Origin of the sequence: Streptococcus suis, assembly GCF_019794555.1 — a bacterium.
Lineage (GTDB): Bacteria > Bacillota > Bacilli > Lactobacillales > Streptococcaceae > Streptococcus > Streptococcus suis_AB.
Genome location: NZ_JAIMEP010000001.1, coordinates 92,400 through 116,285 on the forward strand (window position 1 = coordinate 92,400; position 23,886 = coordinate 116,285).

19 protein-coding genes and 1 pseudogene are annotated in these 23,886 nt (G+C 37.3%); 19 read left to right on the top strand and 1 reads right to left on the bottom strand.

Annotation, left to right across the window (positions count from 1 at the left end; translation table 11 throughout):
* Positions 1-122 precede the first annotated feature (122 nt).
* Positions 123-305, top strand: a pseudogene (locus tag K6V48_RS00515) (type II toxin-antitoxin system HicA family toxin).
* Positions 306-342: 37 nt separating this feature from the next.
* Positions 343-792 carry a type II toxin-antitoxin system HicB family antitoxin gene (locus K6V48_RS00520; protein WP_160863757.1) on the top strand — a complete coding sequence of 150 codons (450 nt, stop codon included), beginning with the start codon at positions 343-345 and terminating at the stop codon, positions 790-792.
* Positions 793-950: 158 nt separating this feature from the next.
* Here the strand turns inward: K6V48_RS00520 and K6V48_RS00525 are convergent, their stop codons facing one another.
* Complete coding sequence (locus K6V48_RS00525; protein ID WP_222367190.1) at positions 951-1,994, bottom strand: zinc-binding dehydrogenase; 1,044 nt, start codon at positions 1,992-1,994, stop codon at positions 951-953.
* Positions 1,995-2,147: 153 nt separating this feature from the next.
* Here K6V48_RS00525 and tehB point away from each other — a divergent pair, with 153 nt between their 5' ends.
* From tehB to K6V48_RS00610, 17 genes are all read left to right on the top strand, one after another.
* On the top strand, positions 2,148-3,005 hold the full coding sequence (gene tehB / locus K6V48_RS00530; protein WP_222367193.1) for an SAM-dependent methyltransferase TehB: 858 nt from the start codon (positions 2,148-2,150) through the stop codon (positions 3,003-3,005).
* A 94-nt stretch (positions 3,006-3,099) separates the two neighbouring features.
* Positions 3,100-5,562 carry a heavy metal translocating P-type ATPase gene (locus K6V48_RS00535; RefSeq protein WP_222367196.1) on the top strand — a complete coding sequence of 821 codons (2,463 nt, stop codon included), beginning with the start codon at positions 3,100-3,102 and terminating at the stop codon, positions 5,560-5,562.
* 209 nt (positions 5,563-5,771) lie between these two features.
* Complete coding sequence (gene tpx / locus K6V48_RS00540; protein WP_222367199.1) at positions 5,772-6,266, top strand: thiol peroxidase; 495 nt, start codon at positions 5,772-5,774, stop codon at positions 6,264-6,266.
* 275 nt (positions 6,267-6,541) lie between these two features.
* Positions 6,542-6,868, top strand: a complete 327-nt coding sequence (locus K6V48_RS00545; RefSeq protein WP_222367201.1) for a helicase BlpT — start codon at positions 6,542-6,544, stop codon at positions 6,866-6,868.
* Between the two features lie 304 nt (positions 6,869-7,172).
* A complete protein-coding gene (locus tag K6V48_RS00550; protein ID WP_172018069.1) occupies positions 7,173-7,874 on the top strand; it encodes an ABC transporter ATP-binding protein in 702 nt (233 codons plus the stop codon).
* 8 nt (positions 7,875-7,882) lie between these two features.
* Entirely contained in the window at positions 7,883-11,248 is a 3,366-nt protein-coding gene (locus K6V48_RS00555) for an FtsX-like permease family protein (RefSeq protein ID WP_222367203.1), read from the top strand.
* Positions 11,249-11,509: 261 nt separating this feature from the next.
* Positions 11,510-12,970, top strand: coding sequence for an LCP family glycopolymer transferase CpsA (gene cpsA, locus K6V48_RS00560; protein WP_222367208.1), 1,461 nt, complete (start codon positions 11,510-11,512; stop codon positions 12,968-12,970).
* A 33-nt stretch (positions 12,971-13,003) separates the two neighbouring features.
* Entirely contained in the window at positions 13,004-13,693 is a 690-nt protein-coding gene (locus tag K6V48_RS00565) for a YveK family protein (RefSeq protein WP_222367210.1), read from the top strand.
* Positions 13,694-13,702: 9 nt separating this feature from the next.
* A complete protein-coding gene (locus K6V48_RS00570) occupies positions 13,703-14,398 on the top strand; it encodes a tyrosine-protein kinase (protein WP_222367212.1) in 696 nt (231 codons plus the stop codon).
* Between the two features lie 17 nt (positions 14,399-14,415).
* The gene (gene cps4B, locus K6V48_RS00575; protein WP_222367215.1) at positions 14,416-15,138 is read left to right on the top strand and encodes a capsular polysaccharide biosynthesis protein Cps4B; all 723 of its coding nucleotides are present in this window, start codon (positions 14,416-14,418) and stop codon (positions 15,136-15,138) included.
* A gap of 82 nt (positions 15,139-15,220) precedes the next feature.
* A complete protein-coding gene (locus tag K6V48_RS00580; protein WP_222367216.1) occupies positions 15,221-16,597 on the top strand; it encodes a sugar transferase in 1,377 nt (458 codons plus the stop codon).
* 38 nt (positions 16,598-16,635) lie between these two features.
* Positions 16,636-17,805, top strand: a complete 1,170-nt coding sequence (gene cps2T, locus K6V48_RS00585) for a beta 1-4 rhamnosyltransferase Cps2T (RefSeq protein ID WP_222367218.1) — start codon at positions 16,636-16,638, stop codon at positions 17,803-17,805.
* A 44-nt stretch (positions 17,806-17,849) separates the two neighbouring features.
* Entirely contained in the window at positions 17,850-19,022 is a 1,173-nt protein-coding gene (locus K6V48_RS00590; RefSeq protein ID WP_222367221.1) for an SDR family NAD(P)-dependent oxidoreductase, read from the top strand.
* Entirely contained in the window at positions 19,019-19,852 is an 834-nt protein-coding gene (locus K6V48_RS00595) for a LicD family protein (RefSeq protein ID WP_261311007.1), read from the top strand. The genes K6V48_RS00590 and K6V48_RS00595 overlap by 4 nt, the downstream gene beginning before the upstream one ends.
* A complete protein-coding gene (locus K6V48_RS00600; RefSeq protein ID WP_222367223.1) occupies positions 19,845-20,810 on the top strand; it encodes a capsular polysaccharide synthesis protein in 966 nt (321 codons plus the stop codon). The genes K6V48_RS00595 and K6V48_RS00600 overlap by 8 nt, the downstream gene beginning before the upstream one ends.
* Positions 20,810-21,955 carry a glycosyltransferase WbsX family protein gene (locus K6V48_RS00605; RefSeq protein ID WP_222367225.1) on the top strand — a complete coding sequence of 382 codons (1,146 nt, stop codon included), beginning with the start codon at positions 20,810-20,812 and terminating at the stop codon, positions 21,953-21,955. The genes K6V48_RS00600 and K6V48_RS00605 overlap by 1 nt, the downstream gene beginning before the upstream one ends.
* Positions 21,948-23,885: a capsular polysaccharide synthesis protein gene (locus K6V48_RS00610; RefSeq protein WP_222367227.1), complete on the top strand. Its 1,938-nt coding sequence runs from the start codon at positions 21,948-21,950 to the stop codon at positions 23,883-23,885. The genes K6V48_RS00605 and K6V48_RS00610 overlap by 8 nt, the downstream gene beginning before the upstream one ends.
* The last annotated feature ends 1 nt before the right edge of the window (position 23,886 follow it).

A 23,886-nucleotide genomic window follows, 5' to 3' on the forward strand; every position in this document is an offset into this window, starting at 1 on the left:
CTAGAGTTTAGAGGCTATTTTCATTGAGTATCAGTCGCAAATTTCAGACATTTTCTGAATCTTTGTGGTTTAATACGTGTAATACGTGTGGTATAATGATTTTGTCAGGAGGTAAAAGCGCTATGCCTATGACACAAAAAGAAATGGTTAAGCTACTTACAGCCCATGGTTGGACAAAAACCAAAGGCGGTAAGGGGTAACACGTGAAACTTGAAAAAGCAGGCGAGCGACCCATAACCATTCCCCACGGTGAAATAAACAAATACACCGAAAGAGGTATCAAAAAGCAAGCAGGGCTGTTATAACAACAGCCTACCGCTTGTTTTCATTTGGAGGTAAACTATGCTTGTCACTTATCCAGCTTTATTTTATTTTGATGATACAGACGGAGCTAACGCGCCCTACTTTGTAACATTCCCTGATTTTGAGCATTCAGCAACTCAAGGCGAGGATATGGCGGACGCTATGGCAATGGCTAGCGATTGGTTAGGCATGAACTTAGCTGATTATATCGAGAATGGACGAGACATTCCTACCCCGTCTTCTATAAATACTTTGTCATTAGTAGATAATAACCCTTTCCGTGATGAGGATTTTGAGATGGTTTACGATTCTAGCAAGTCTTTTATCTCCATGGTGATGGTGGATGTTGCAAAGTATTTGGGCAGTCAAGAGCCAGTAAAGAAAACACTCACTATCCCACGCTGGGCAGACACACTAGGACGTGAACTAGGATTGAATTTCTCACAGACCCTCACAGATGCAATTGCAGATAAAAAAATTCATGCTTAACACTTGATTCTGTTATTGCAAGTGTTGAAACTGGACCTTTCAACTCCCATTGAGTATTAGTAGTTCTAATGAGTGGGATGGTTCCGTTTTTATCTTTCTACTAATTATACGAAAGCCCCCAAAGTTTATGTAAACTTCAGGGGTTTTGTTCTATTTTCTTACTCCACCGTTACCATTGCTTTAATGGTTTTGCGGTTTGCCATATCTTTGTAGGCTTGGTCGATATTGTCTAGGCTGTAAGTTTGGGTGAAAACTCGACCTGGGTTGATGTCGCCTTTGAGAACAGCATCGAGCAGGATTTCTTTGTCATAGGTTGTGACGGAAGCAGATCCACCGCCGATGATGATGTTTTGAGCAAAGGTTGAGCCGAGCGCGTGGTTGTTGTAATGAGGGACGCCAACGAAACCAACACGACCACCGTTATGGAGGACACCGAGGGCTTGGTCAATAGAGGCTTCTGTACCAACACATTCGAGGGCAGCATCAGCTCCGCCACCTAGAATTTCACGGACTTTGGCAATACCTTCCTCACCCCGTTCTGCTACGATGGCAGTAGCCCCTGATTCCAAAGCCATTTGCTGGCGGTCTGCATAGCGGCTCATCATGATAATCTGAGAAGCTCCGCGCATTTTTGCAGCAATGACGGCACATTGACCCACTGCACCATCACCGATGACAACAACCTTGTCACCAGGTTTGACATCTGCTACACGGGCAGCATGGTAGCCTGTTGGCATCACGTCAGCCAAACTAAGAAGAGATTTGATCATGCCTTCTGAGTAGTCACTTGGCTGACCAGGAATTTTGACCAAGGCCCAGTTGCCGTAGTGGAAACGAATGTATTGAGACTGGTAGTTGTTGCCCCAGTTGGTGTAGCCTGGATGGTTGTCACAAGTACCGTCAAAGCCAGCACGACAGGCATCACAGTGTCCGCAACCATGTGTAAATGGAACAATAACGAAGTCACCAGGTACAAAGGTAGTGATATCTTCGCCAACCTCTTCTACAATACCAATGGCTTCATGCCCAGTATTGGTATCACCATGATCGTGATGAATGTGTTCCCCATAGTTCCAGAGGTCTGAACCACAGACACAGGCGCGAACAACCTTGATAATGACATCATCTTTGGCTTGAAGGCTTGGTTTCTCGACTTCAGCAACGGTCATCTTACCGGCTTTTTCATAAATAGCTGTTTTCATATTCATCACACATTTACTTGTCAGTAAATATCCTTTCTGATTGATATGGAATATTATACACCTTGGAGTTCACTCCAAGTCAAGAAAAAAATGGGTTTGAATTCATATTTCCTTTGTGATAGACTAAGTGTATCGGAAAGAAAAGGAGAGATAATGACAGTTTTAGTTCCTTATAAACGCATGTCCATTTGGAATCAGGATACGGTTCCCCAGCATTTTTTGACCAAGCACAATACCAAGGTTGGTACTTGGGCCAAAATCAAGGTCTTGAGAGGTCAACTTAAATTTGAGCCGATTTCAGATGACAATGAGACTTTGGGAGAGTATGTCTATGGTCCAACCGATGACATTCCCTTTGTGGAACCGCAGGCCTGGCATCGTGTGACCCTATTGACAGAGGAAACAGAGTTTTTCTTGGAATTTTTCTGTCAACCAGAAGACTATTTTGCTAAAAAGTATGACTATACGCGAACCCATTCGGAGGTCTTAGAGGCTTTGAAGATAATTGAGCCTTGTAAGATCTTAGACTTAGGCTGTGGGCATGGTCGAAATAGTCTCTACTTGGCTCAGCAGGGGTTTGAGGTAACAGCTGTAGATAAAGATGTGCCAAGTATTCGGACACTCTTGCAGGTCAAGGAAGTGGAGGACTTGGACTTGCAGGCTGGGATCTATGACATCAATTCAGCCAGTCTGGAGCAGGACTATGACTGGATTATCTCAACAGTCGTCTTTATGTTCTTAGAGCGAAATCGGGTATCGGACATTATCCACAATATGCAGGAGAGAACACGCACTGGAGGCTATAACTTGATTGTAGCTGCCATGGATACAGAAGATGCGCCATGTCCTATGAATTTCTCCTTTACTTTTGGAGCAGGTGAGCTGAAAGAATACTATCGTGACTGGGAACTGGTCAAATACAATGAAGATTTTGGTCAACTCCATAAGCGGGATGAAAATGGCAATTTCCTTAAGATGCGGTTTGCGACCATGTTAGCACGAAAGAAATAGGGATGATCTCTATTTTTTTAATCAAAAACGTTTACAAATGTAATCAAAAAGTATATAATTTGATTACAAACGTAGTCAAAAGGAGAGCAGTATTATGAAAACATCCATTTATAATGTCAATGGGATGACTTGCGCAACCTGTGCATTAACTGTTGAAAAGGCTGTTGGAAAAGTAGCAGGAGTTTCAAAGGCTACAGTCAATCTTGCGACTGAAAAAGTAACTGTTGAATATGATGAGCAGGAAGTTGGACTGAAAGACTTGCAGATGGCTGTAGAAAAAGCTGGATATGAATTGGAAAATCCTTACCAGAGCCAAACGCTTGCTATTGAAGGGATGACTTGTGCAACCTGTGCTCTGACAGTCGAGAAAGCCTTGAATAAGCTAGATGGAATACAAAACGCCAGTGTGAATCTAGCAACGGAAAAAGCAACCATTCAGTATGATCCAGCCCACCTGAACTTATCAGATATCGAGATAGCTGTTGAAAAAGCAGGTTATAAAGCGGTACTGCCAAAAACACAAGAGTCAGAAGCTCAACCGAGCGGAAAAGAACAACACAAAAATGATTTGTGGCGCAGATTTATCTGGTCAACCATTTTCACACTTCCATTGCTGTACATTGCAATGGGACCTATGCTACCTGGTGGGGGATTGCCATTGCCAGCGATCTTACACCAGCCACTAGTTTTTGCCCTAGTTCAGCTCATTCTTGTATTACCAGTCCTATATGTTGGTCGTGCATTTTATCAAAAAGGCTTTAGAACACTCCTAGCAGGACATCCCAATATGGATAGTTTGATAGCCGTTGGGACAAGTGCAGCCCTGGTTCAAGGGATTATTATGACAATGATGATTGCTACCAACCAAGTAGCCACCCAACATGGACATCCTGAGCTCTATTTTGAATCGGCAGCTGTTATTTTAACTCTTATCACTCTTGGAAAATACATGGAGGCTTTATCAAAAGGGCGTACTTCAGAAGCTATCAGTAAACTGATGAACCTCGCCCCTAAAACTGCGCATGTCCTCCGTGCTGGACAAGAAGTGACCATTCCTTTGGAACAAGTCAGAGTAGGAGATGTACTGCAAGTCCGCCCTGGTGAACAGATTCCAGTTGATGGGAAAATAGTAGAAGGCCAATCGACTGTTGATGAATCCATGCTGACAGGGGAAAGTTTACCTGTTAAAAAAACCATCGGGGATACAGTCGTTGGTGCGACTCTCAATCAACATGGTGCATTTCAGATGCAAGCCACAAAAGTCGGTGCAGATACAACCCTATCTCAAATTATTCGCTTAGTAGAAGAGGCACAAGGTTCAAAAGCACCGATTGCACAGATGGCTGACCGCGTCTCAGCAGTCTTTGTTCCAATTGTAATGGGATTAGCCGTCCTTTCTGGCCTTGCTTGGTACTTCTTGGGACAAGAGCCCTGGATGTTCTCCCTTTCCATTACTATCTCCGTTCTTGTCATTGCCTGCCCGTGTGCCTTGGGCCTTGCCACACCGACCGCTATCATGGTTGGAACTGGTAAAGGAGCAGAAAATGGTGTTCTCTTCAAATCTGGTCAAGCGATTGAAGTCCTTGAAAAAATTGATACCATCGTCTTTGATAAGACAGGAACCATTACTGAAGGGAAACCCGTCGTAACAGACATTCAGGTTTTCGGAAATTTCACAAATGAACAAGCCCTTCAACTAGCAGCAAGCAGTGAGCAATACTCCGAGCATCCATTGGCTCAAGCCCTCTTACGTTCAGCAGAAGAGGAATCAATTTCCTTACTTGCCAGCCAAGATTTTCAGGCACTTTCAGGACGAGGCTTATCTGTGACAATAGCAGAGCAACACATTTTACTCGGGAATGCCAAATTAATGACAGAATCTGCTATTGAGATTGACCAAGCAGTAGCTGTCGCGGAAAAATTCGCCTCCGAAGCTAAAACGCCTGTTTATTTGGCAGCAGATGGGGAACTAGTTGCCGTGATTGCCATTGCGGACCAAGTAAAACCCTCTAGTCAGGCCGCTATCCAGGCTTTGCACCAAATGGGATTGGAAGTTGTTATGCTGACAGGGGACAATGCCAAAACAGCTCAAGCCATTGCGGAGCAAGTTGGTATCGATAGAGTGATTAGTCAAGTTTTGCCAGAGGATAAGGCAGAACAGGTCAAACGCATCCAAGAATCAGGAAAACAAGTTGCCATGGTTGGTGACGGAATCAATGATGCCCCTGCCCTGGCCCAAGCTGAGGTTGGAATAGCAATTGGTTCAGGAACAGATGTAGCCATCGAGTCTGCGGATCTTGTATTGATGCACAGTGATCTCATGGATGTTCCAAAGGCTGTTCGACTCAGTCAATTAACGATTCGAAATATCAAGGAAAACCTATTCTGGGCTTTTGCCTATAACGTCATAGGAATTCCTGTTGCAATGGGTGTCCTTCACCTATTTGGTGGTCCCTTGCTCAACCCCATGTTGGCAGGAGCAGCCATGGCTCTCAGCTCAGTGTCAGTCGTCTTGAATGCTCTGCGATTGAAAAACACCCGAATTGATAGCCTCTAATGGATTAACGCTAATGATGTTGTACATATGAAAATACCCCGTAGATGATTTCTCGTCTGTGGGGTGTTTGCTTTAGGATAGGTTTTATAGGGATTTAATTTCCGTTTCGAATCCTCAGTTCTTTCTATGCTTATAATATTCCCAAACAAATTAGTGGCTAAAAACTCTTTAAACGCTTACAATGATAATAAAAGGAAGGGAGAAAGCATATGACAACATTTATTGGACAAACTGTAACCTTGATTGGCCCCCGTTTGACCGTAGGGGATAAAGCGCCTGATTTTGTGCTGATGGACAATGATTTACAGGCAAAACATCTTTCAGACTTCGGTCAGAAAATAAAGGTGATTAGTGTCGTTCCATCGTTGGACACAGGTGTCTGTGATACACAAACTCGCCGGTTCAACCAAGAATTGGCACTCAATGAAGATACAGCTGTCATCACTGTTTCAGTGGATCTACCATTTGCTCAAAAACGTTGGTGTGGGGCAGCGGGCCTAGAAAATGCTGTGACCTTATCGGATTATTATGACCATGCATTTGGAAAAGCCTATGGGGTGTTGATGGAAGAATGGCATTTGCTTGCAAGAGCTGTATTTGTCCTAGATAGTGACAATACCATTCTATATGTTGAGTACGTGGACAATGTCAATACGCACCCAGATTATGAATCTGTCATTGAAGTGGTGAAGAGATTGGGGTAAATGTTCAAACCAAGAATAACTCTTGTTTTGTGACCATACCAACTAACGGAACAACTGTTTGACATGACAAAATAATCTCAATGTGCTACACTAAATGTGCTTGCTCAAGGCACTCAGGCTCATTTCCTTGTAGCCTTTGTTTTGCCAGATATGAAAAAGCCGCTTCTTAAGCAGTTCTGCACTGACACTGATTAAGTAGTGGCTTCATTTTTTTTTTGACAAAAAGATAGCTACTTGTTATAATGATGACGATTTTATGAAATAAGGATATTGAGATGAATACAGTATTATTTCAAGCTCGTGCTAATCGCTTGATTGAAGACGTTTTAAAAGCTTTCCAACTTGACAAGAGAGGGACCATGGATGAGCTTCGATTGGAAATGCATTTACAAGAAATTTTGCAGGTGTTGAATGAGTCAAAAGATATCAATCGGCTCACTATTCGATTGGAAAAATTTTATCAAAATGCAAGTTTTCTGATCGGATTGGGGGACGTTCAATTAAGCGAAACGACCAGGCGAGCATGGCGTGCCTATGACCAATTTCACTACGACCAAGTAAAACCCAAACTCCTCCTTCACGGAAATACGAGATTAGGGTAGATTGTTCGGGATCATAAAGGAAAAGAGCCGAGTGGCTCTTTTTATAGTAATGTTAGATAATCACTCTTTGTCGAGAATAAATAGGTGATATGACAGTTAAATTGTTCCTATCAATATTATATAAGACAATGTATAAGCAAATTCTCACCCCTCAACGTCATTCCCTCAACCCAGGTAACTCCTTCACGGACTTACGAGACTGGGTTGGTTGTTCTATCTTATAATCGTTACCAAAGTCACAACCCTTGAAAATAGAAGGGTTGTCATTTTTGTGCTATAATTATAGGTAGAAAAGAGGTGTCATATGACCTATATTCAAGTGAAAAACGAAGGCAAATTTTACCCTATGGGTGAAGCGCTGATTATGGCAAATAAAGATGTGACCTTTGATATAGAAAAGGGAGAATTAGTAATTATTTTAGGTTCCTCAGGTGCTGGTAAATCAACCTTGCTGAATATTCTGGGTGGAATGGATCAAGCTGATGAGGGTGAAGTATTGATTGATGGGGTTGATATTGCCAAATTATCAAGCCATGAATTGACCAATTATCGAAGAGATGACGTTGGATTTGTTTTTCAATTCTATAACCTCGTAGCCAATTTAACTGCCAAAGAAAATGTAGAATTGGCAGCAGAGATTGTGAAAGATGCTCTTGATGCCGAAGAGGTATTGGAACGAGTTGGTTTAGGACATAGGAAGGACAATTTCCCCGCTCAATTGTCTGGAGGGGAGCAGCAACGAGTGGCCATTGCGCGTGCAGTTGCAAAAAAACCAAAATTACTTCTTTGTGATGAGCCAACAGGGGCCCTGGATTATCAAACAGGAAAACAGGTCTTGCAAATCCTTCAAGATATGTCTCGAAAAGAAGGCGCGACAGTCATTATTGTAACGCACAATGCGGCACTCGCTCCAATTGCAGATCGAGTGATTCGTATGCGTGATGCACGGATCCATTCAGTTGAAACAAACCCGAGACCACAGGACATTAGCAGTCTAGAGTATTAGGAGAAACTATGAAAAAGACCATCTATTGGAAAGACATCCGACGATCCTTGTTGTCTTCCAAAGGACGATTTTTATCTATTTTTAGCTTGATGATGTTAGGTTCGCTGGCATTGACTGGATTAAAAGTAACAGCTCCAAATATGGATCGGACAGCACAGTCATATATTGAAGCCAACCGAACCATGGATTTAGCTGTCATGTCTGAACTGGGGATTACTCAAGATGATATGAAGGAACTGCAGACAATAGAGGGAGCGACAGTTGAACCAGGCTATTTCAAAGATGTTGTCCTTAGAGACAACCAACAAGCTGTGCGAATCTTCTCACAACCGGAAGAAATATCTCTATACAAGTTGGTTGAGGGAGAATTTCCAACTACAGAAAATCAAATAGCTTTGTCACCATCACTGAAGTCTAGTTATCAAATTGGAGACACATTTAATATTGTAGAGCCTGATAAAAATGGTACAGTTCTCAAAGAATCTGCATTTACGGTTGTTGGTTTCGTAGCTTCTTCTGAAATTTGGGACAATGTCACCATGGGAATGGCTAGTAGTGGTACAGGACAGCTGACAGGCTATGCAATAGTACCTTCCTCTGTATTTTCATCAGATGTCTACATGATTGCCCGTCTTTCCTATGATGACTTGGCAAAAATTTCATATTCCAGTGATAAATATTCTTCGAAATTGGAAAAACACAAGGAAGATTTAGAGACACTTGTGGCTGATAATGATGAACAACGTATAGCCAGTATTCAAGCTGATGGACAAGAAGAAATCTCCAAAGGAGAAGCGGAAATTACCAAAGCCCAACAGGAATTAGCAGATGCTGAGAAAGAAATCCAAGATGGAAACGCTCAGCTAGCAACTGGACGGGAAGAATTTGCCAGAGGAAGGGCTAAAATAATCCAATCTGAGCAAGAATTGCAAACTGCTCATGCTACTTTGCTCGAAACCAAAGCACGTTTGGAAACAAGTATGCAACAACTGGATGACTCCAAACAAAAGCTTGACCAAACCAAGGCTTTCTTGGATGCGAGTGCGAATGAGCTTAATCAATCTGCTAATTTATTACAAACAGCAAAGGCAGAACTTGAAAATCAAAATCAGCAATTAAATCAGCTCGGTGCAACGATTACATCAGGCCGAAGTGCATGGAACCAAGCTCAAAATGAACTAAATGCCCTTATTACAAGTCAAATCAAAGAAGGAGAGAATTTATCAGACTATCCTGAGCTATTGGCTAGACAAGAGGCTATAGATGCAGAAAAAATACGTTTAGACCAATTGGAAGCTTCATACGAACAAGCTCATACGGATTATCTTTCAGGCTATAATTTGCTTCAAACAAAGCAGACAGAGTACCAAACGGGTTTAGATCAGTATAATAAATGGAATGCTGAATACCAAGCAGGACTGGCACAGTACAATGCAGGGTTAAAAGAATTTGAGAATGGCTATGCTGCCTATCAAAAAGGAGTAGCTGATTATGAGTGGGGGGTTCAACAACTTCAGTCCTCAAGCCTAACTTTGGATCAAGAAGAATTACGACTCAATCAAGCTGATGAGGAATTAAGTAAAGCTAGTGAAGAATTCTCTACTCAAAAAGCACAAGCTGACAAAGAGATAAGTGAGGCACAAAATGACATAGCGGAAGCTAAGTCCGAATTAAGTAATTTAGAAAAATCAAGTTATCAAATTTATACCCGATCAACTTTACCTGGAAGTGATGGCTATGTAACCTATCAAAATGCCACAAGATCTATAGCAGCTGTTGGGAATGTATTCCCAGTTGTCCTGTACATAGTTGCCGCCTTGGTAACTTTTACCACAATGGCACGATTTGTAGATGAAGAACGGACCCAATCAGGACTATTTAAAGCATTGGGATATACTAACCGACAAATCATGGCTAAATTTGTTTTATATGGATTAGGAGCTGGTTTGGCTGGTGCTGTAATCGGTATACTCCTTGGAAATATTGTTTTATCTCCCTTAATCTCATCCATTATTACAAGTACGAGTGTCATCGGAGATTCAAAACTGTATTTCTACCCGATTTGGACTCTCGTAGCAATTGGACTAACACTGATATCGGCAGTACTTCCTGCCTACTTGGTTGCACAAAAAGAATTGTTTGAAAAACCTTCTAGACTTCTTTTACCTAAACCACCAGTATCAGGCTCAAAAATCCTTCTAGAAAAATGGCGTTTTATCTGGTCTCGCCTTAGCTTTACACAAAAAGTGACCGCACGGAATATCTTCCGTTATAAACTACGGATGCTGATGACAATCTTTGGCGTAGCAGGAACAGTTGCTCTCCTATTCGGAGGTTTAGGTATCCGTTCCTCAATATCTGGTGTCGTGGATCGGCAGTTTGGTGACCTGATTCATTATGATCTGTTGGTGGTGGAAAATAGCAAAACTTCTGAGGATGAACTGAATGGGCTTTCTGATTTTCTACAATCTGACCAAGTTCGTCAATCCTTGCCTGTGGCATTTGAACAATTAACAGAAAAAATCACTTCAAATGCCCAAGAAAAAACAGCATCCATCAGTCTTTATATCACTGATAGGAAAGATTTAGGAAATCTCGTCCACTTAGAAACGAAGAATGGAAAGACACTTAGCCTAACTGGACGTGGAATTATCCTGACTGAGAAATTAGCAGAATTATATGGTGTCACCGCTGGTGATAAGCTGAAACTGACACTTAATGAAAAAGAAGTCGAAGTTAGAGTTGATGGCATTGCAGATATGTATGCTGGGCACTTTATGTTTATGACCGATGGTTATTATCAACAAGTAACAGGTGACCGAAAATTGGCCAATGCTTACTTAGTGGAGTTGAAAAAAGATACTTCGGAACATGTAAAAGAAGTAGCCAGTCAACTCTTAGAAATGCCAGCTGTGAAAAGTCTGGTACAAAATACTTCACTTATGGCCATGTTGACAACAATGGCAGCCTCTTTGCAGAGTATTATGACTATTTTAGTGGTTCTTTCAATATTACTAGGACTCGTCATTCTCTATAATCTGACCATCATCAATATGTCAGAGCGTATCCGAGAATTATCCACGATACGAGTGCTAGGTTTCCACCATAAGGAAGTTACTCTATACATTTACCGAGAGACAATTGCTTTATCAATCATCGGAATAGTTACTGGGCTGATTGGAGGTTTCTATCTCCATCGAATCTTGCTTTATATGATTGGTTCTGACAGCATTCGTTTCAATCCATCGGTTGGAATAGAAGTCTATTTTATACCTATAATTGCAATTGTTGGCATCTTAGCCTTTCTAGGTTGGTATGTGAATCATCAATTGAAAAAAATTGATATGTTAGAAGCTTTGAAATCTGTAGACTAATATATGAGGAGGTGGCTGAATGCTTAGAAGATTCAGTTAGCTCCTCATTTTTATAGCTATACAGAATCCTAAAATTGTGATAGAATGAACAAACTATTGTATTAGCTTTTACTTAGTGTAAAAGACAGGTAAAATGTAAACATATTCATTTTGTGAATAATAGATAATTCACTTGAATATTTGTGAGAAATAGTGTATAAATAATAAGATAAGCTATTAATGTGTACGTATAATAAATGACTAAAGATTATAGGAGTTTTTATGAAATCGAGTAGAATAAGGCGTCAGAAGAGGAACCCATTTTTAAGGATATTAAATTGGGGTCTTTTTGCTGTTTATAGCGTGCTTGTTAGCTACCTAACCTTCACAATCTATCGCTATCAAATTCTAAACTTTAGGAATATCAACCATATCTTGGTTGTTGCGATGGTAATGTTAGGATTACTTGGACTATTTCTACTTATTAAAAAGAAAGCAAAAGTACTAACTAGCATCCTATTTCTCATCGGTATTACCTTAACTGGGGTCGGAATCTGGGGTACACAGAATTTGGTTCAACTTGGCTCGGCTGTCAATAAGAATGCCAGCTATTCAAGCTACGAAATGCAGATTGTAGTGCCTGCAGAAAGTAGTATCGCCGATGTTAGTCAGGTAACAAATCTACTGGCTCCTACAGAAACAGATGGTGATAATATCACCAAATTACTGACAAAATTAAAAGCTGAAAAAAATGTAGAATTAACTCCTACTTCTAAGGCATCTTATCTAGATGCTTATCAAGCTTTGATAGATGGAGAGGGAGATGCCATGGTCTTGAATAATGTATTCCTAGAAATGCTCCGATCTGAAGATCCGGAAATCGATTCAAAGATTAAGGTCCTTTACTCAACTACCAATGAAATTAAAAATGAGGTTCAAGGAAATCCAGTTCAAGAAAAAGGCCAGGCCATCAATATTTATATCAGTGGTATTGATACCTACGGACCAATTACATCCGTATCTCGATCTGATGTTAACATCATTATGACCATCAATCGTGATGCGAAAAAAATCCTGTTAACAACTACGCCTCGTGATGCTTATGTGACGATTCCAGGTGCAGGTCAAAATCAAAAAGACAAACTCACTCATGCAGGGGTTTATGGTGTGGCGACATCTGAAGCGACCCTCGAACAACTGTATGGTATTGATATTCATTACTATGCTCGATTAAACTTTACTTCTTTCCTCAGACTGATTGATGTCGTAGGAGGAGTGGATGTGGAGAATACGCAAGCATTCACAAGCTTGCATGGTAATTATTATTTTCCAGTAGGCCAGGTGCATTTGGATTCTGAACAAGCCTTAGGATTCGTTCGGGAGAGATATTCTTTAGCTAACGGAGATAATGACCGTGGGAAGAACCAAGAAAAAGTTATAGCCGCTCTCATTAATAAACTGACTCAACCAGAAAATTTGGTTCATTATCAGGATATCATCCAATCCTTATCCGATTCTATTCAAACAGATATGCAATTGGAAACCATGATGGAATTGGTCAATCAACAATTGGAGTCAGGTGGAAATTATTCCGTAACTTCTCAGTCTGTCGAAGGTACAGGAAGTACAGGCATACTTCCATCTTATGCCATGCCAGGTTATGCACTGTATATGTTGGAACTTAGCCAAGATAGCTTAGAACAAGCTAAAGCAGCTATAAATGCGACAATGTCCGGTCAATAAATAAAAAATAAAACTAATTTATTTGGAGAAATTATGAAAAACCAAGAAACAAATACGCTTGAAATTGATGTTATAGCCTTATTAAGAACGATTTGGAGAAAAAAATTCTTAATCCTTCTGACAGCCCTGTTAACAACAGGCCTAGCCTATGCCTACAGTGCTTTTCTGGTAACGCCTCAATATGATGCAACAACGAGACTTTATGTAGTAAACCAGAATACTGAGGCTGGAGCAGGCTTGACTAACCAGGACTTACAGGCTGGTAGTTTCCTCGTAAAAGACTACAAGGAAATCATCCTATCTCAAGATGTTTTGAAAAACGTCACTACTACTTTAGGAATTACTGACGATATAAAAGAAAAAATTACTGTTAATATCCCAGTTGATACTCGTATCCTGTCTATTACTGTACGAGATAGTGATCCAAATCAAGCTGCTACTATCGCAAACGTACTCCGTGAAGAGGCTGCAAATAAAATTATCGATGTTACAAAAGTTAGTGATGTGACTACATTAGAGGAAGCTGTTCCAGCATTAGACCCGTCCACTCCGCAAACAAAACGTAATATGGCCCTAGGTTTCATTGCTGGTTTTTTCCTTGCAACTGCTCTAGTATTGATCTTGGAAGTATTAGATGATAGGGTAAAACGGCCACAAGATATCGAGGAAGCCTTAGGCTTGACCTTACTTGGTATTGTACCTCAGGCAAACAAATTGAAATAGGAGATAGTTATGGCAACTTTAGAATTAGCAAAGAAGAAACTGGCATTAGTCAAGAAAACGGAAGAATATTTTAATGCTATTCGGACCAATATCCAACTAAGTGGTACTGACTTAAAGGTTATCGGGATTACTTCAGTAGAGTCAAATGAAGGTAAAAGTACCACATCAGCTAGCTTGGCCATTGCCTATGCTCGTTCTGGTTACAAAACTGTTTTGGTTGATGCAGATATACGAAACTCGGTCATGTTTGGATTTTTCAAACCTTCAGCTAAAATTACTGGTTTGACTGATTACCTAGCAGGTACGACAGATTTGTCTCAAGGACTATGTGATACGGATGTTCCAAACCTAACTGTCATTGAATCTGGTAAGGTTTCACCAAACCCGACAGCTTTATTGCAGAGCAAGAACTTTGAAAACCTGATTACTACCTTACGACGTTACTATGACTATGTCATTGTGGACTGCCCTCCGCTTGGACTTGTCATTGATGCCGCTATTATTGCTCAAAAATGTGATGGTATGGCAGTTGTCGCAGAAGCTGGACGTGCGAAACGTTCAGGAGTACAGAAAGTTGTAGAACAGTTGGAACAGACGGAAAGTCAGTTCCTAGGAGTAATCTTAAACAAGTACGATGTCGCAACTGAAAAATATGGTGCCTATGGTAACTATGGTAATTACGGAAATTATGGTAAAAAATCCTAATAAAATGGAGATAGAAAATGATTGATATTCATTCCCATATTATCTTTGGTGTGGATGATGGGCCAAAGACATTACAAGAAAGTCTAGAATTGATCGGAGAAGCAAGGAAACAGGGAGTACGTATCATCGTTGCAACGTCACACCGTCGTAAGGGGATGTTTGAGACACCAGAAAAAGTGATCATGGCAAATTTTCTCGAGTTGAAGGAAGCTGTGTCTCAGGTATTTCCGGGTACAACCCTTTGTTATGGAGGAGAACTGTATTACACGAAAGATATTATTGGCAAGTTAGAAAAGAAAAAAATTCCTACTATCAATGGTACTCAAAATGTCTTGATTGAATTTAGTATGAATACCCCATGGAAGGAAATTCAAGAAGCAGTCAATGAGGTGCTCCTTTTGGGGCTGACTCCTGTTATCGCTCACATTGAAAGGTACGATGCTCTGGCTTTTAAAGGTGAGAGGGTAGCCGAGTTGATTGATAAAGGGTGTTACACTCAGGTAAATAGCAATCATGTTTTAAAACCGCATTTAATCGGTGATTCGTCCAAAACATTTAAGAAGCGAGTCCAATATTTCTTGGAAAATGATTTAGTTCATTGCGTGGCAAGTGATATGCACAATCTTTCTAAAAGAAAGCCTTATATGCAAGAGGCCTTTGATATTATTGAAAAGGAATATGGGATTGATCGAGCAAAAGCATTATTGAAAAAAAATCCATTGATGATATTAAAAAAATAAGTCGTATTTTGAATGTCAGGTAAACGATCAATGCATTAATGATTAGATGGGGATTTAGTATCTTAAATTAGGAGATTTTAAAATGATAAATATTAATGGATATCGTCGATTACGCTTGGCATTTTTGGAGCTGTTTGGTGTGGCCGCAGCAATCTTTATAACCTATCAATTTCCAAATTCGGATTTGAATCGTATTAGCATACTTTTAGTATTAGCACTACATTTCATCGCTTTCTATGTTTCTCGAATGGCAAGTGACTTTGAAAGTCGAGGTTATTTTTCAGAAATAGAAAAGATGGTTGTTTATTCCATTTTTTTTGGCCTCCTTCTTACCTTCTTCTCATTTATGTTAGAGGATAGTTTTACTATTTCTAGGCGTGGTGTGGTATATTTTTTAATTATAAATTCTATATTTATTTATGGTATTAATTATATCGTGAAGAAATATAAATATGTTTTTTTGGTAACTGCTGAACAACAAAAAAATACTTTAGTCATCACAACCTCTGAAAGACTTCATCTGATGCAAGGACTTTTTGAATCTGAAAATTTACCAATCCGCTACTTGGCAGGAATGGTGATTATGGGTGAAACAGAGGACAGTCTCACTTTAAGTGTTCCACTTATTCATTATGATGATGCCATTGAGTTTGCTACAAGAGAGGTTGTCGACCATGTCTTTATCAACTTACCGAGTGAATATTACGATATAAAAAATATAGTTTCAGAATTTGAGGTACTTGGAATTGATGTTAGTGTTGATATTAACTCTTTTGACTTTAAGGCTTTGAAAAATAAAAGGATAAAGCAGGTCGGAGATCACAGTATTGTTACCTTTAATTCAAATTACTACAAGCCTAGTCATATCTTTGTCAAGCGTCTGTTAGACATCTTTGGTGCGATTGTTGGATTGCTGATTTGTGGTATTGTTTCTATCGTCCTTGTCCCAATGATTCGAAGAGATGGTGGTCCAGCGATCTTCATACAGAAACGAGTTGGTAAGAATGGACGGACTTTCAAATTTTATAAGTTCCGATCAATGTATGTTGATGCTGAAGAACGCAAAAAAGAGTTATTATCTCAAAACCAGATGCAGGGTGGTATGTTTAAAATGGATAATGACCCACGGATTACACCAATTGGTGAATTTATCCGAAAAACAAGTCTAGATGAATTGCCACAGTTTTATAATGTACTAGTTGGTGATATGAGCTTGGTAGGTACTCGTCCACCGACAGTGGATGAATTTGAAAAGTATTCACCAAGTCAAAAACGTCGCCTTAGCTTCAAACCAGGAATTACAGGTTTATGGCAGGTAAGTGGTCGTAGCAATATTACCAACTTTGATGAGGTGGTAAAACTCGATGTTGAATATATCGATAATTGGTCGATTTGGTCAGATATTAAGATTTTGTTGAAGACAATCGTCGTTGTTTTTAAAAAAGAGGGAAGTAAGTAGTTTTTAATTATTTGTACATGTTAGGAAAATTTGGCTATATGAAAACAGTTTATATTATTGGATCAAAAGGGATTCCTGCCAAATATGGCGGATTTGAAACCTTTGTAGAAAAATTAACGGAAAATCAAAAAAATCAGAATATTAAGTATTTCGTGGCATGTACAAGGGAAAATTCAAAAAAATCTAATTTTAGTGAAGATTTTTTTGAATATAATGGTGCAACATGTTTCAGCATAGATGTTCCAAATATTGGTCCAGCTAAAGCAATTGCATATGATATTGCAGCATTAAAAAAAGCAATTGAGATTGCAAAAACAAATGGTGACAAAGAACCTATTTTTTATATTCTAGCTTGTCGTATCGGGCCATTTATTTCAAAATATCGTAAAGAAATCCATCAATTAGGAGGTCAATTATTTGTTAATCCAGATGGACATGAATGGTTAAGGGAGAAGTGGAGTGCCCCTGTTCGTCGTTATTGGAAAGTTTCAGAGTCATTGATGGTAAAACATGCAGACTTATTGGTTTGTGATAGTAAAAACATTGAAACATATATTCAAAATGATTACAGCAAGCTCAATCCTAAAACTACTTATATCGCTTATGGTACAGATCTAGAAAAATCAATTTTAACATCAAAAGACAGAGTAGTTCGCGAATGGTTTAACGAGAAGAAAGTCAGTGAAAATAATTATTACTTAGTTGTAGGTCGCTTTGTTCCTGAGAACAACTACGAATCAATGATTAGAGAGTTTATGAAGTCAAATTCACAAAAAGATTTTGTTCTGATTACGAATGTTGAGCAGAATGCTTTTTATGAAAAACTCAAAAAAGAAACGGGCTTTGATAAGGATACTCGTATTAAGTTTGTTGGTACAGTCTATAACCAAGAACTTTTGAAATACATTCGTGAAAATGCTTTTGCCTATTTCCATGGCCATGAAGTTGGTGGCACGAATCCTTCATTACTAGAAGCCTTGTCTTCAACTAAGTTAAATCTTCTCTTAAATGTCGGTTTTAACAGGGAAGTAGGAGAAGATGGCGCAATGTATTGGGAAAAAGAGAATCTTCATAAAGTCATTGAAGAAAGTGAACGATTGTCACAAGATAGAATTGATGAAATGGATAAGTTATCGAAGAAACAAGTAACCGAAAGGTTTTCTTGGGACTTTATTGTTGATGAGTATGAGAGTTTATTTAAAGATTAATTCGAAGTCTGTATCTTTATTAATACTAGAATCAGGAGTTGAACATGAAGAAAGCTGTAGTAGTCGGCGGTAGCAACGGTATTGGTCTGTCTATTGTCAAAGAGTTAGCTCAATCAGGATATTTTGTTTTTGTTTTAGATTTAGTTAAACCAAATCTAAAAGATTTTTGCAAAAAAGAAAACACAGAATATATTTACACAGATTTAACTAATATTAATCCGAGTACATTTCTTAAGTTATCAGAAGACGATGAAATTAATTTTCTTATGATTACTGCCGGTTTTGGAAGAGTGGCTCCATTTTCATCTGTAAGCGTTCAAGAGATTAGGGATATTTTTCGAGTTAATACAGTTGCTGGCTTAGAAATTATCAGGTATTTTTATAATAGGATTCAGTCAAATTCTTCATTCTATACAGGTATGATGGTTTCAATAGCTGGCTTAGTTTCTTCTCCGTTGTTTGCAACGTACGCTGCTTCGAAATCGGCATTGAATCGCTTTATTGAGAGTATTAATATTGAGCTAGAGTCAGAAGGCTATGCTAATAGAATATTAAATGTATCTCCTGGTTCAATCAAAGGAACAAAATTCAATGGAGGAGAAAATGATTATTCGTTGACTTCTGAGTTGGCTGGGGAAATTGTGTCACAGGTACTCTCCCAAAATGAAATTTTTATTCCAGAATATGATGCAACTTACAGTGATGTTCTAAGACGCTATCATTTAGATTCACATCAATTTGGATTAGATAGCTATGAGTACAAATTAAAATCGAGCCGAGTGTCGAATGAAAAGAAAAAAGCTATTAGTATTGGATATCTATCTGGCACATTTGATTTATTTCATGTAGGACATTTGAATTTATTAAAGAATGCGAAAAATCATTGTGATTATTTGATTGTTGGTGTTCATCCCGATGCTTCTCACAAAGGTAAAAATACTTTTATCCCTTTTGAAGAACGAAAACAGATCGTAGCTTCTAATATGTATGTTGATGAGGTTGTAACCTCTACACCTGAAGACAGTGCTGCTTGGGATTTATATCATTATAACTATTTGTTTGTAGGTAGTGATTATAAAGGCACTGAAAGATTTAACAAATATGAAGAATATTTTTCAGATAAGGATGCAGAAATTATATATTTCCCTTATACTCAAGGAACTAGTAGTACTGAAATTAGAAAAACTGTTTCCCAAAGAATAGAAAATGAAAGTTGAGAAAATTAATAATGAACTCGTTGCATAAGGTTGATATAGAGATTGTAAAAGAAGTCATTGATGTTTGTAAGAAGTATGACTTAACTTACTATGCTCTTGGTGGAACGATGCTCGGTGCTATTCGACACAAAGGTTTTATACCTTGGGATGACGATATTGATTTAGGTATGCCTCGGAAAGATTATGAAAAATTCTTGGAGGTTGGCCCGAGTCAATTATCAGATAGACTCAAAATAGTTAATTATAAGAACACACCTGAGTATCAATATTATATTACGAGAATCATGGATACTACTACTCAGGTTATCGAGGAAAGGATTGGGAATAGTAGTAAGTATACTCACGCATCAATTGATATTTTCCCGATTGATGGTACTCCGAACAATTCAATTCTCCGGAAAATCTACTACTTCAGAGTACTTTATCATAGGGCAATGATGTCATTATGTTATAAAGACTCAATTGATAGAAAAAGAAAACGTGGCCTCGCTGAAAAAATATTGCTTGCTGTTTTGGAAAGAGTTCCAATTGAGAAGTTGACAACTCCATATAAGGAAAAAGAAAAAATAAATAAGTTGTTATCTAAGCAAGATATTGAAAGCTCTCACTTAATTGGAAATATTATGGGAGCATACCGTACTAAAGAAATTGTCCCTAAAGAATGGTATGGAAAAGGAACTAAATATCAATTTGAAAATATTGAAATTGTAGGTTTAGATAAATATGATGAGTACTTAACTTATACTTATGGTGATTACATGCAGCTTCCTCCAGTGGAAAGTCGAAAGACACACTTTAAAGTTGTAAATATTAAGGAAAAAAATGATTAATAGTTTCAAAAATTTTTTAAATATTTTTAAAAAGGTCAATGGATTTAATGTTATCAAGCAATATGCAAAATCAAGAGTTCTTATTTTTGCTTTATTTCAGATTTTGACACAAGGCACTTCAAAAAAATCTTTAGAGATAGTGAGAAATTCTGTAGATAATAAGATTATAAACCGATTAAGAAAAAAATATAAAAGCGAAGCAATTAGAATTAAAACTTCTATTGATGCGAAAAAGTTTTCATATCGTAAAGATAATGTTATTTGGGTTTGCTGGTTTCAGGGGATTGAGGATGCTCCAGATATTGTAAAGATATGTTTTGAAAGCCTTAAACGAAATATCCATAGTAAAGAGATTATAGTAATAACTTGTGAAAATTACAGAGATTATGTTATATTTCCAATATTTATTCAAGAAAAAATTGATAATGGCATTATTTCAGGTGCTCATATGTCAGATTTACTTCGTTTAGAGTTATTAACAAAATATGGTGGAACGTGGGTTGATGCCACAGTTTATTTTTCTGATGATAACCTCCCAAAATTCTTTTTTGATTCTGATTTATTTCTATTTCAAAAACTAAAACCTGCTTTGGACGGGAACTCTTTAGCTATCTCTAACTGGTTCATCACATCAAAAGCAAATCATCCGTTACTTTGTATGACAAAGGAGTTACTGTACTCCTATTGGTTGAAAAATAACGATGTTATTCATTACTTTATTTTCCATATGTTTTTCCAAATTGCAACTGAGTATTATCCTGAAGAATGGAAGCTAGTTGTTCCGGCAACAAGTTCGACCCCACATTCTTTATTATTAAAATTGTTTGATGATTTCAATGAATGCATATGGGAAGGAATTGCGAAGCAATCATCTATTCATAAATTAACATATAAATTTACTAAAGAAGATGAGCAACTACCAAACACTTTTTATAGAAAGATAATTAGGAAATATTAATGAAAGCAAGAGTTATAGCGTTCTATTTACCTCAGTTTCACCCAACTCCAGAAAATGATAAATTTTGGGGTAAAGGGTTTACAGAATGGACTAATGTTGCAAAAGCAAAACCGTTGTTTAGAAAGCACAATCAACCTCGTATACCAGCTGACTTAGGTTTTTATGATTTGAGGCTGCCTGAAGTGAGAGAAACACAGGCTGAACTTGCAAGAGAAGCGGGGATTGAAGGTTTTTGTTACTGGCATTACTGGTTTGGGAATGGGATACAGACATTAGAAATGCCGTTTGAAGAAGTTCTAAATTCAAATAAACCAGACTTCCCATTTTGCTTAGGATGGGCAAATCATACCTGGTCGACAAAAACTTGGGATAAAGATAAAAGTAATTCCGAAGACACGATAATATTTGAACAAAAGTATCCTGGTAAATCGGATTATGAATCTCATTTTTATCACCTTTTGTCTGCATTTAAGGATAGAAGGTATATTACGGTTGATGGAAAACCACTGTTCTATGTTTGGGATCCTATTGGTATTCCTAATTCTAAAGAGTTTATTGATTTGTGGCAAAAATTGGCAAAGGAAAATGGTTTAAAAGGCATTTATTTTGTGGCGAAAGTCGACCCACTAGGAAAATTAAGTGCAAGTAATTTAACAAATGGTGGGAGTAGTTTTTCCGATAAATATCAAGAAATATTAAAATTGGGTTATGATGGAATCAATTCACATACATTAAAATATGCAGAACTAAATGCAAATGGAAAAATTAAAAAAATATTTTATGCCTTTACTCGTAAGTATTTAAATTCGATGTTTGTTGAAAAATACCGCTATAAAGATATTATTAAATATTTTAATACAAAAGAAGACCATCAAGAAAACATTTTTCCTCAATTAATTCCTGGACGGGATCGGTCTCCGAGATCAGGAAAAACGGCGGTGGTATATTATGAAAACACCCCTTCTGAGTTCCGAAAAGCAGTACGTAATTCATTAGAGTGCGTAAAAAATAAAGAAGATGAGCATAAAATAATTTTTTTAAACTCTTGGAATGAATGGGCTGAAGGAGCTTATATGGAGCCAGATACAGTCTATGGAAAAGGTTTTATTCAGGTATTGAGGGAAGAATTAGAGGCAGATGAATAATAAAATAAAAGTTTCAATAGTTATTCCAGTTTACAATCAAGAAAATTATTTAGATATCTCATTACCATCAGTAATTTCTCAAACTTATTCAAATATTGAGATTATTGTTGTAAATGATGGTTCTACTGATAGTAGTAGAAGTATAATAGAACATTATTCACAAATTGATTCAAGATTCAAAGTTATTGATAAAGCCAATGGGGGTTTGGTTGATGCAACATTAACTGGGTTGCAAAACACGACAGGTGACTATGTTGCATTCTTAGATCCTGATGATAGAATAGGTGAAGATTTTATTGAAAATTTTGTTGGGCAAATTACCGATGATTTTGATATTATTTCAATGGGCTATTATCTTGACAGGGCTGGGGAATTAACTCCAAAGTATCTTAAAGAGTCTCGAATTTATTCTGGAGAAGCTCTAGATAAATTTGGAAAAATGTTTTTATATGAAAAGGGTGAGGCATTAGTTTCAAATCGTTTCTTTATATCTCGGTGGAATAAGTTATATAAGAAGACTGTGATTAACAAGATTTTTTCTGCGTTTGAAAAATGTAAAAAGATTAGTTTGGGTGAAGATTCAATGTTCACGTTGTTGACTTTGCAGGCAAGTAATAGCGTTAAAGTAATTAGTTCTCCAAATTCGTATTTTTATAATGTTGCTAATCAGAATTCAATGATGAAAACGGGTGAATTAATTAGTACTTTAGAGAAAAGCAAGTTAGCTTATCAAAAAATGTTAGAAGTTTCACGAAATGATCATCAATCAATGGCTTTGTATTTCTTTTTAATTGAAAATTATTTTCAAAGATTGAAGCAAAGTGATAGTTCTTCGTTTAAACAACTATATACATTATTAAAGAAAGATAAGCTTTACCATGGTACACTAAAATTTATTTTAAAACATACGACAAATAAACCCAAAAAACTTGAACTATTAACACGAAGAATTTTTGATTTTTATGGTTATATTTTCTTTAATTTAGTTTTAGTTTACTCGAAAGAAGTTGCAAAATATAGTTTGCAGGAGTTGCCAAAGTTTTTATCTGATACTAAAAAAAATGGATTAGTTAAGGCGAGAAAATTGGCTTATTATAGAAAATTGAGAAAATCTGCTTTTAGAGATTTAGAAGAAAAACTTCCAATCATAGAAACGCAAATTAATCCCCTGATTTTAAAATATTTAGATAAGAGTACTGAACTGTCTAATGCACCAATTTGTAAGAATATTTTTGTTTTTTGGTGGGATGGATTTGATAATGCACCAAAAATTGTTAAAAAATGTTTGGAGTCAGTGATAAAATATAATCCATCTGCAAATTTAATCAAGATTTCTGAGCAAAACTTTCGTGAATATACTAATATTGATTCGAAAATTATTGATGAGTTTTATAATGGAAATATTTCTATTCAGACTTTTTCAGACATATTAAGGTTTAATTTATTGATGAATAATGGTGGTGTTTGGATTGATGCAACAATTTTGTTTATAAATGAATTTGATTTATTTGAAGGATTAGAAAATAGTTCATTTAATTCGCTTTCATTTTCTTCAAGCAATTACTTTCTAAAATATAAAGGCGAGGAATGTTCTTGGTCTGGTTATTTCATCGCTTCACGTAAGAATGGTTATTTTGTAACGGTAATGAATAACCTTTTTCAAGAATATTTTTTAATTTATAATAACTACCCAATTTATTTCTTTATTGATGCATTGTTTATCATATGTAAAGTAAATAAAATTGATGATGATGTACTTTCAAAAACGGATAGTGTTTTAGGAGATATGTTTTTATTACCAAAGTTATATAATGAAGAATATAATGAATTTAGTTTAAAGTTATTAAAAAGGGTTCCACAAAAACTATCCTGGTCACATAGTGGTGATGTGAATTTGAAAAACAGTTTTTTTAACAAATTAGGACTATAAA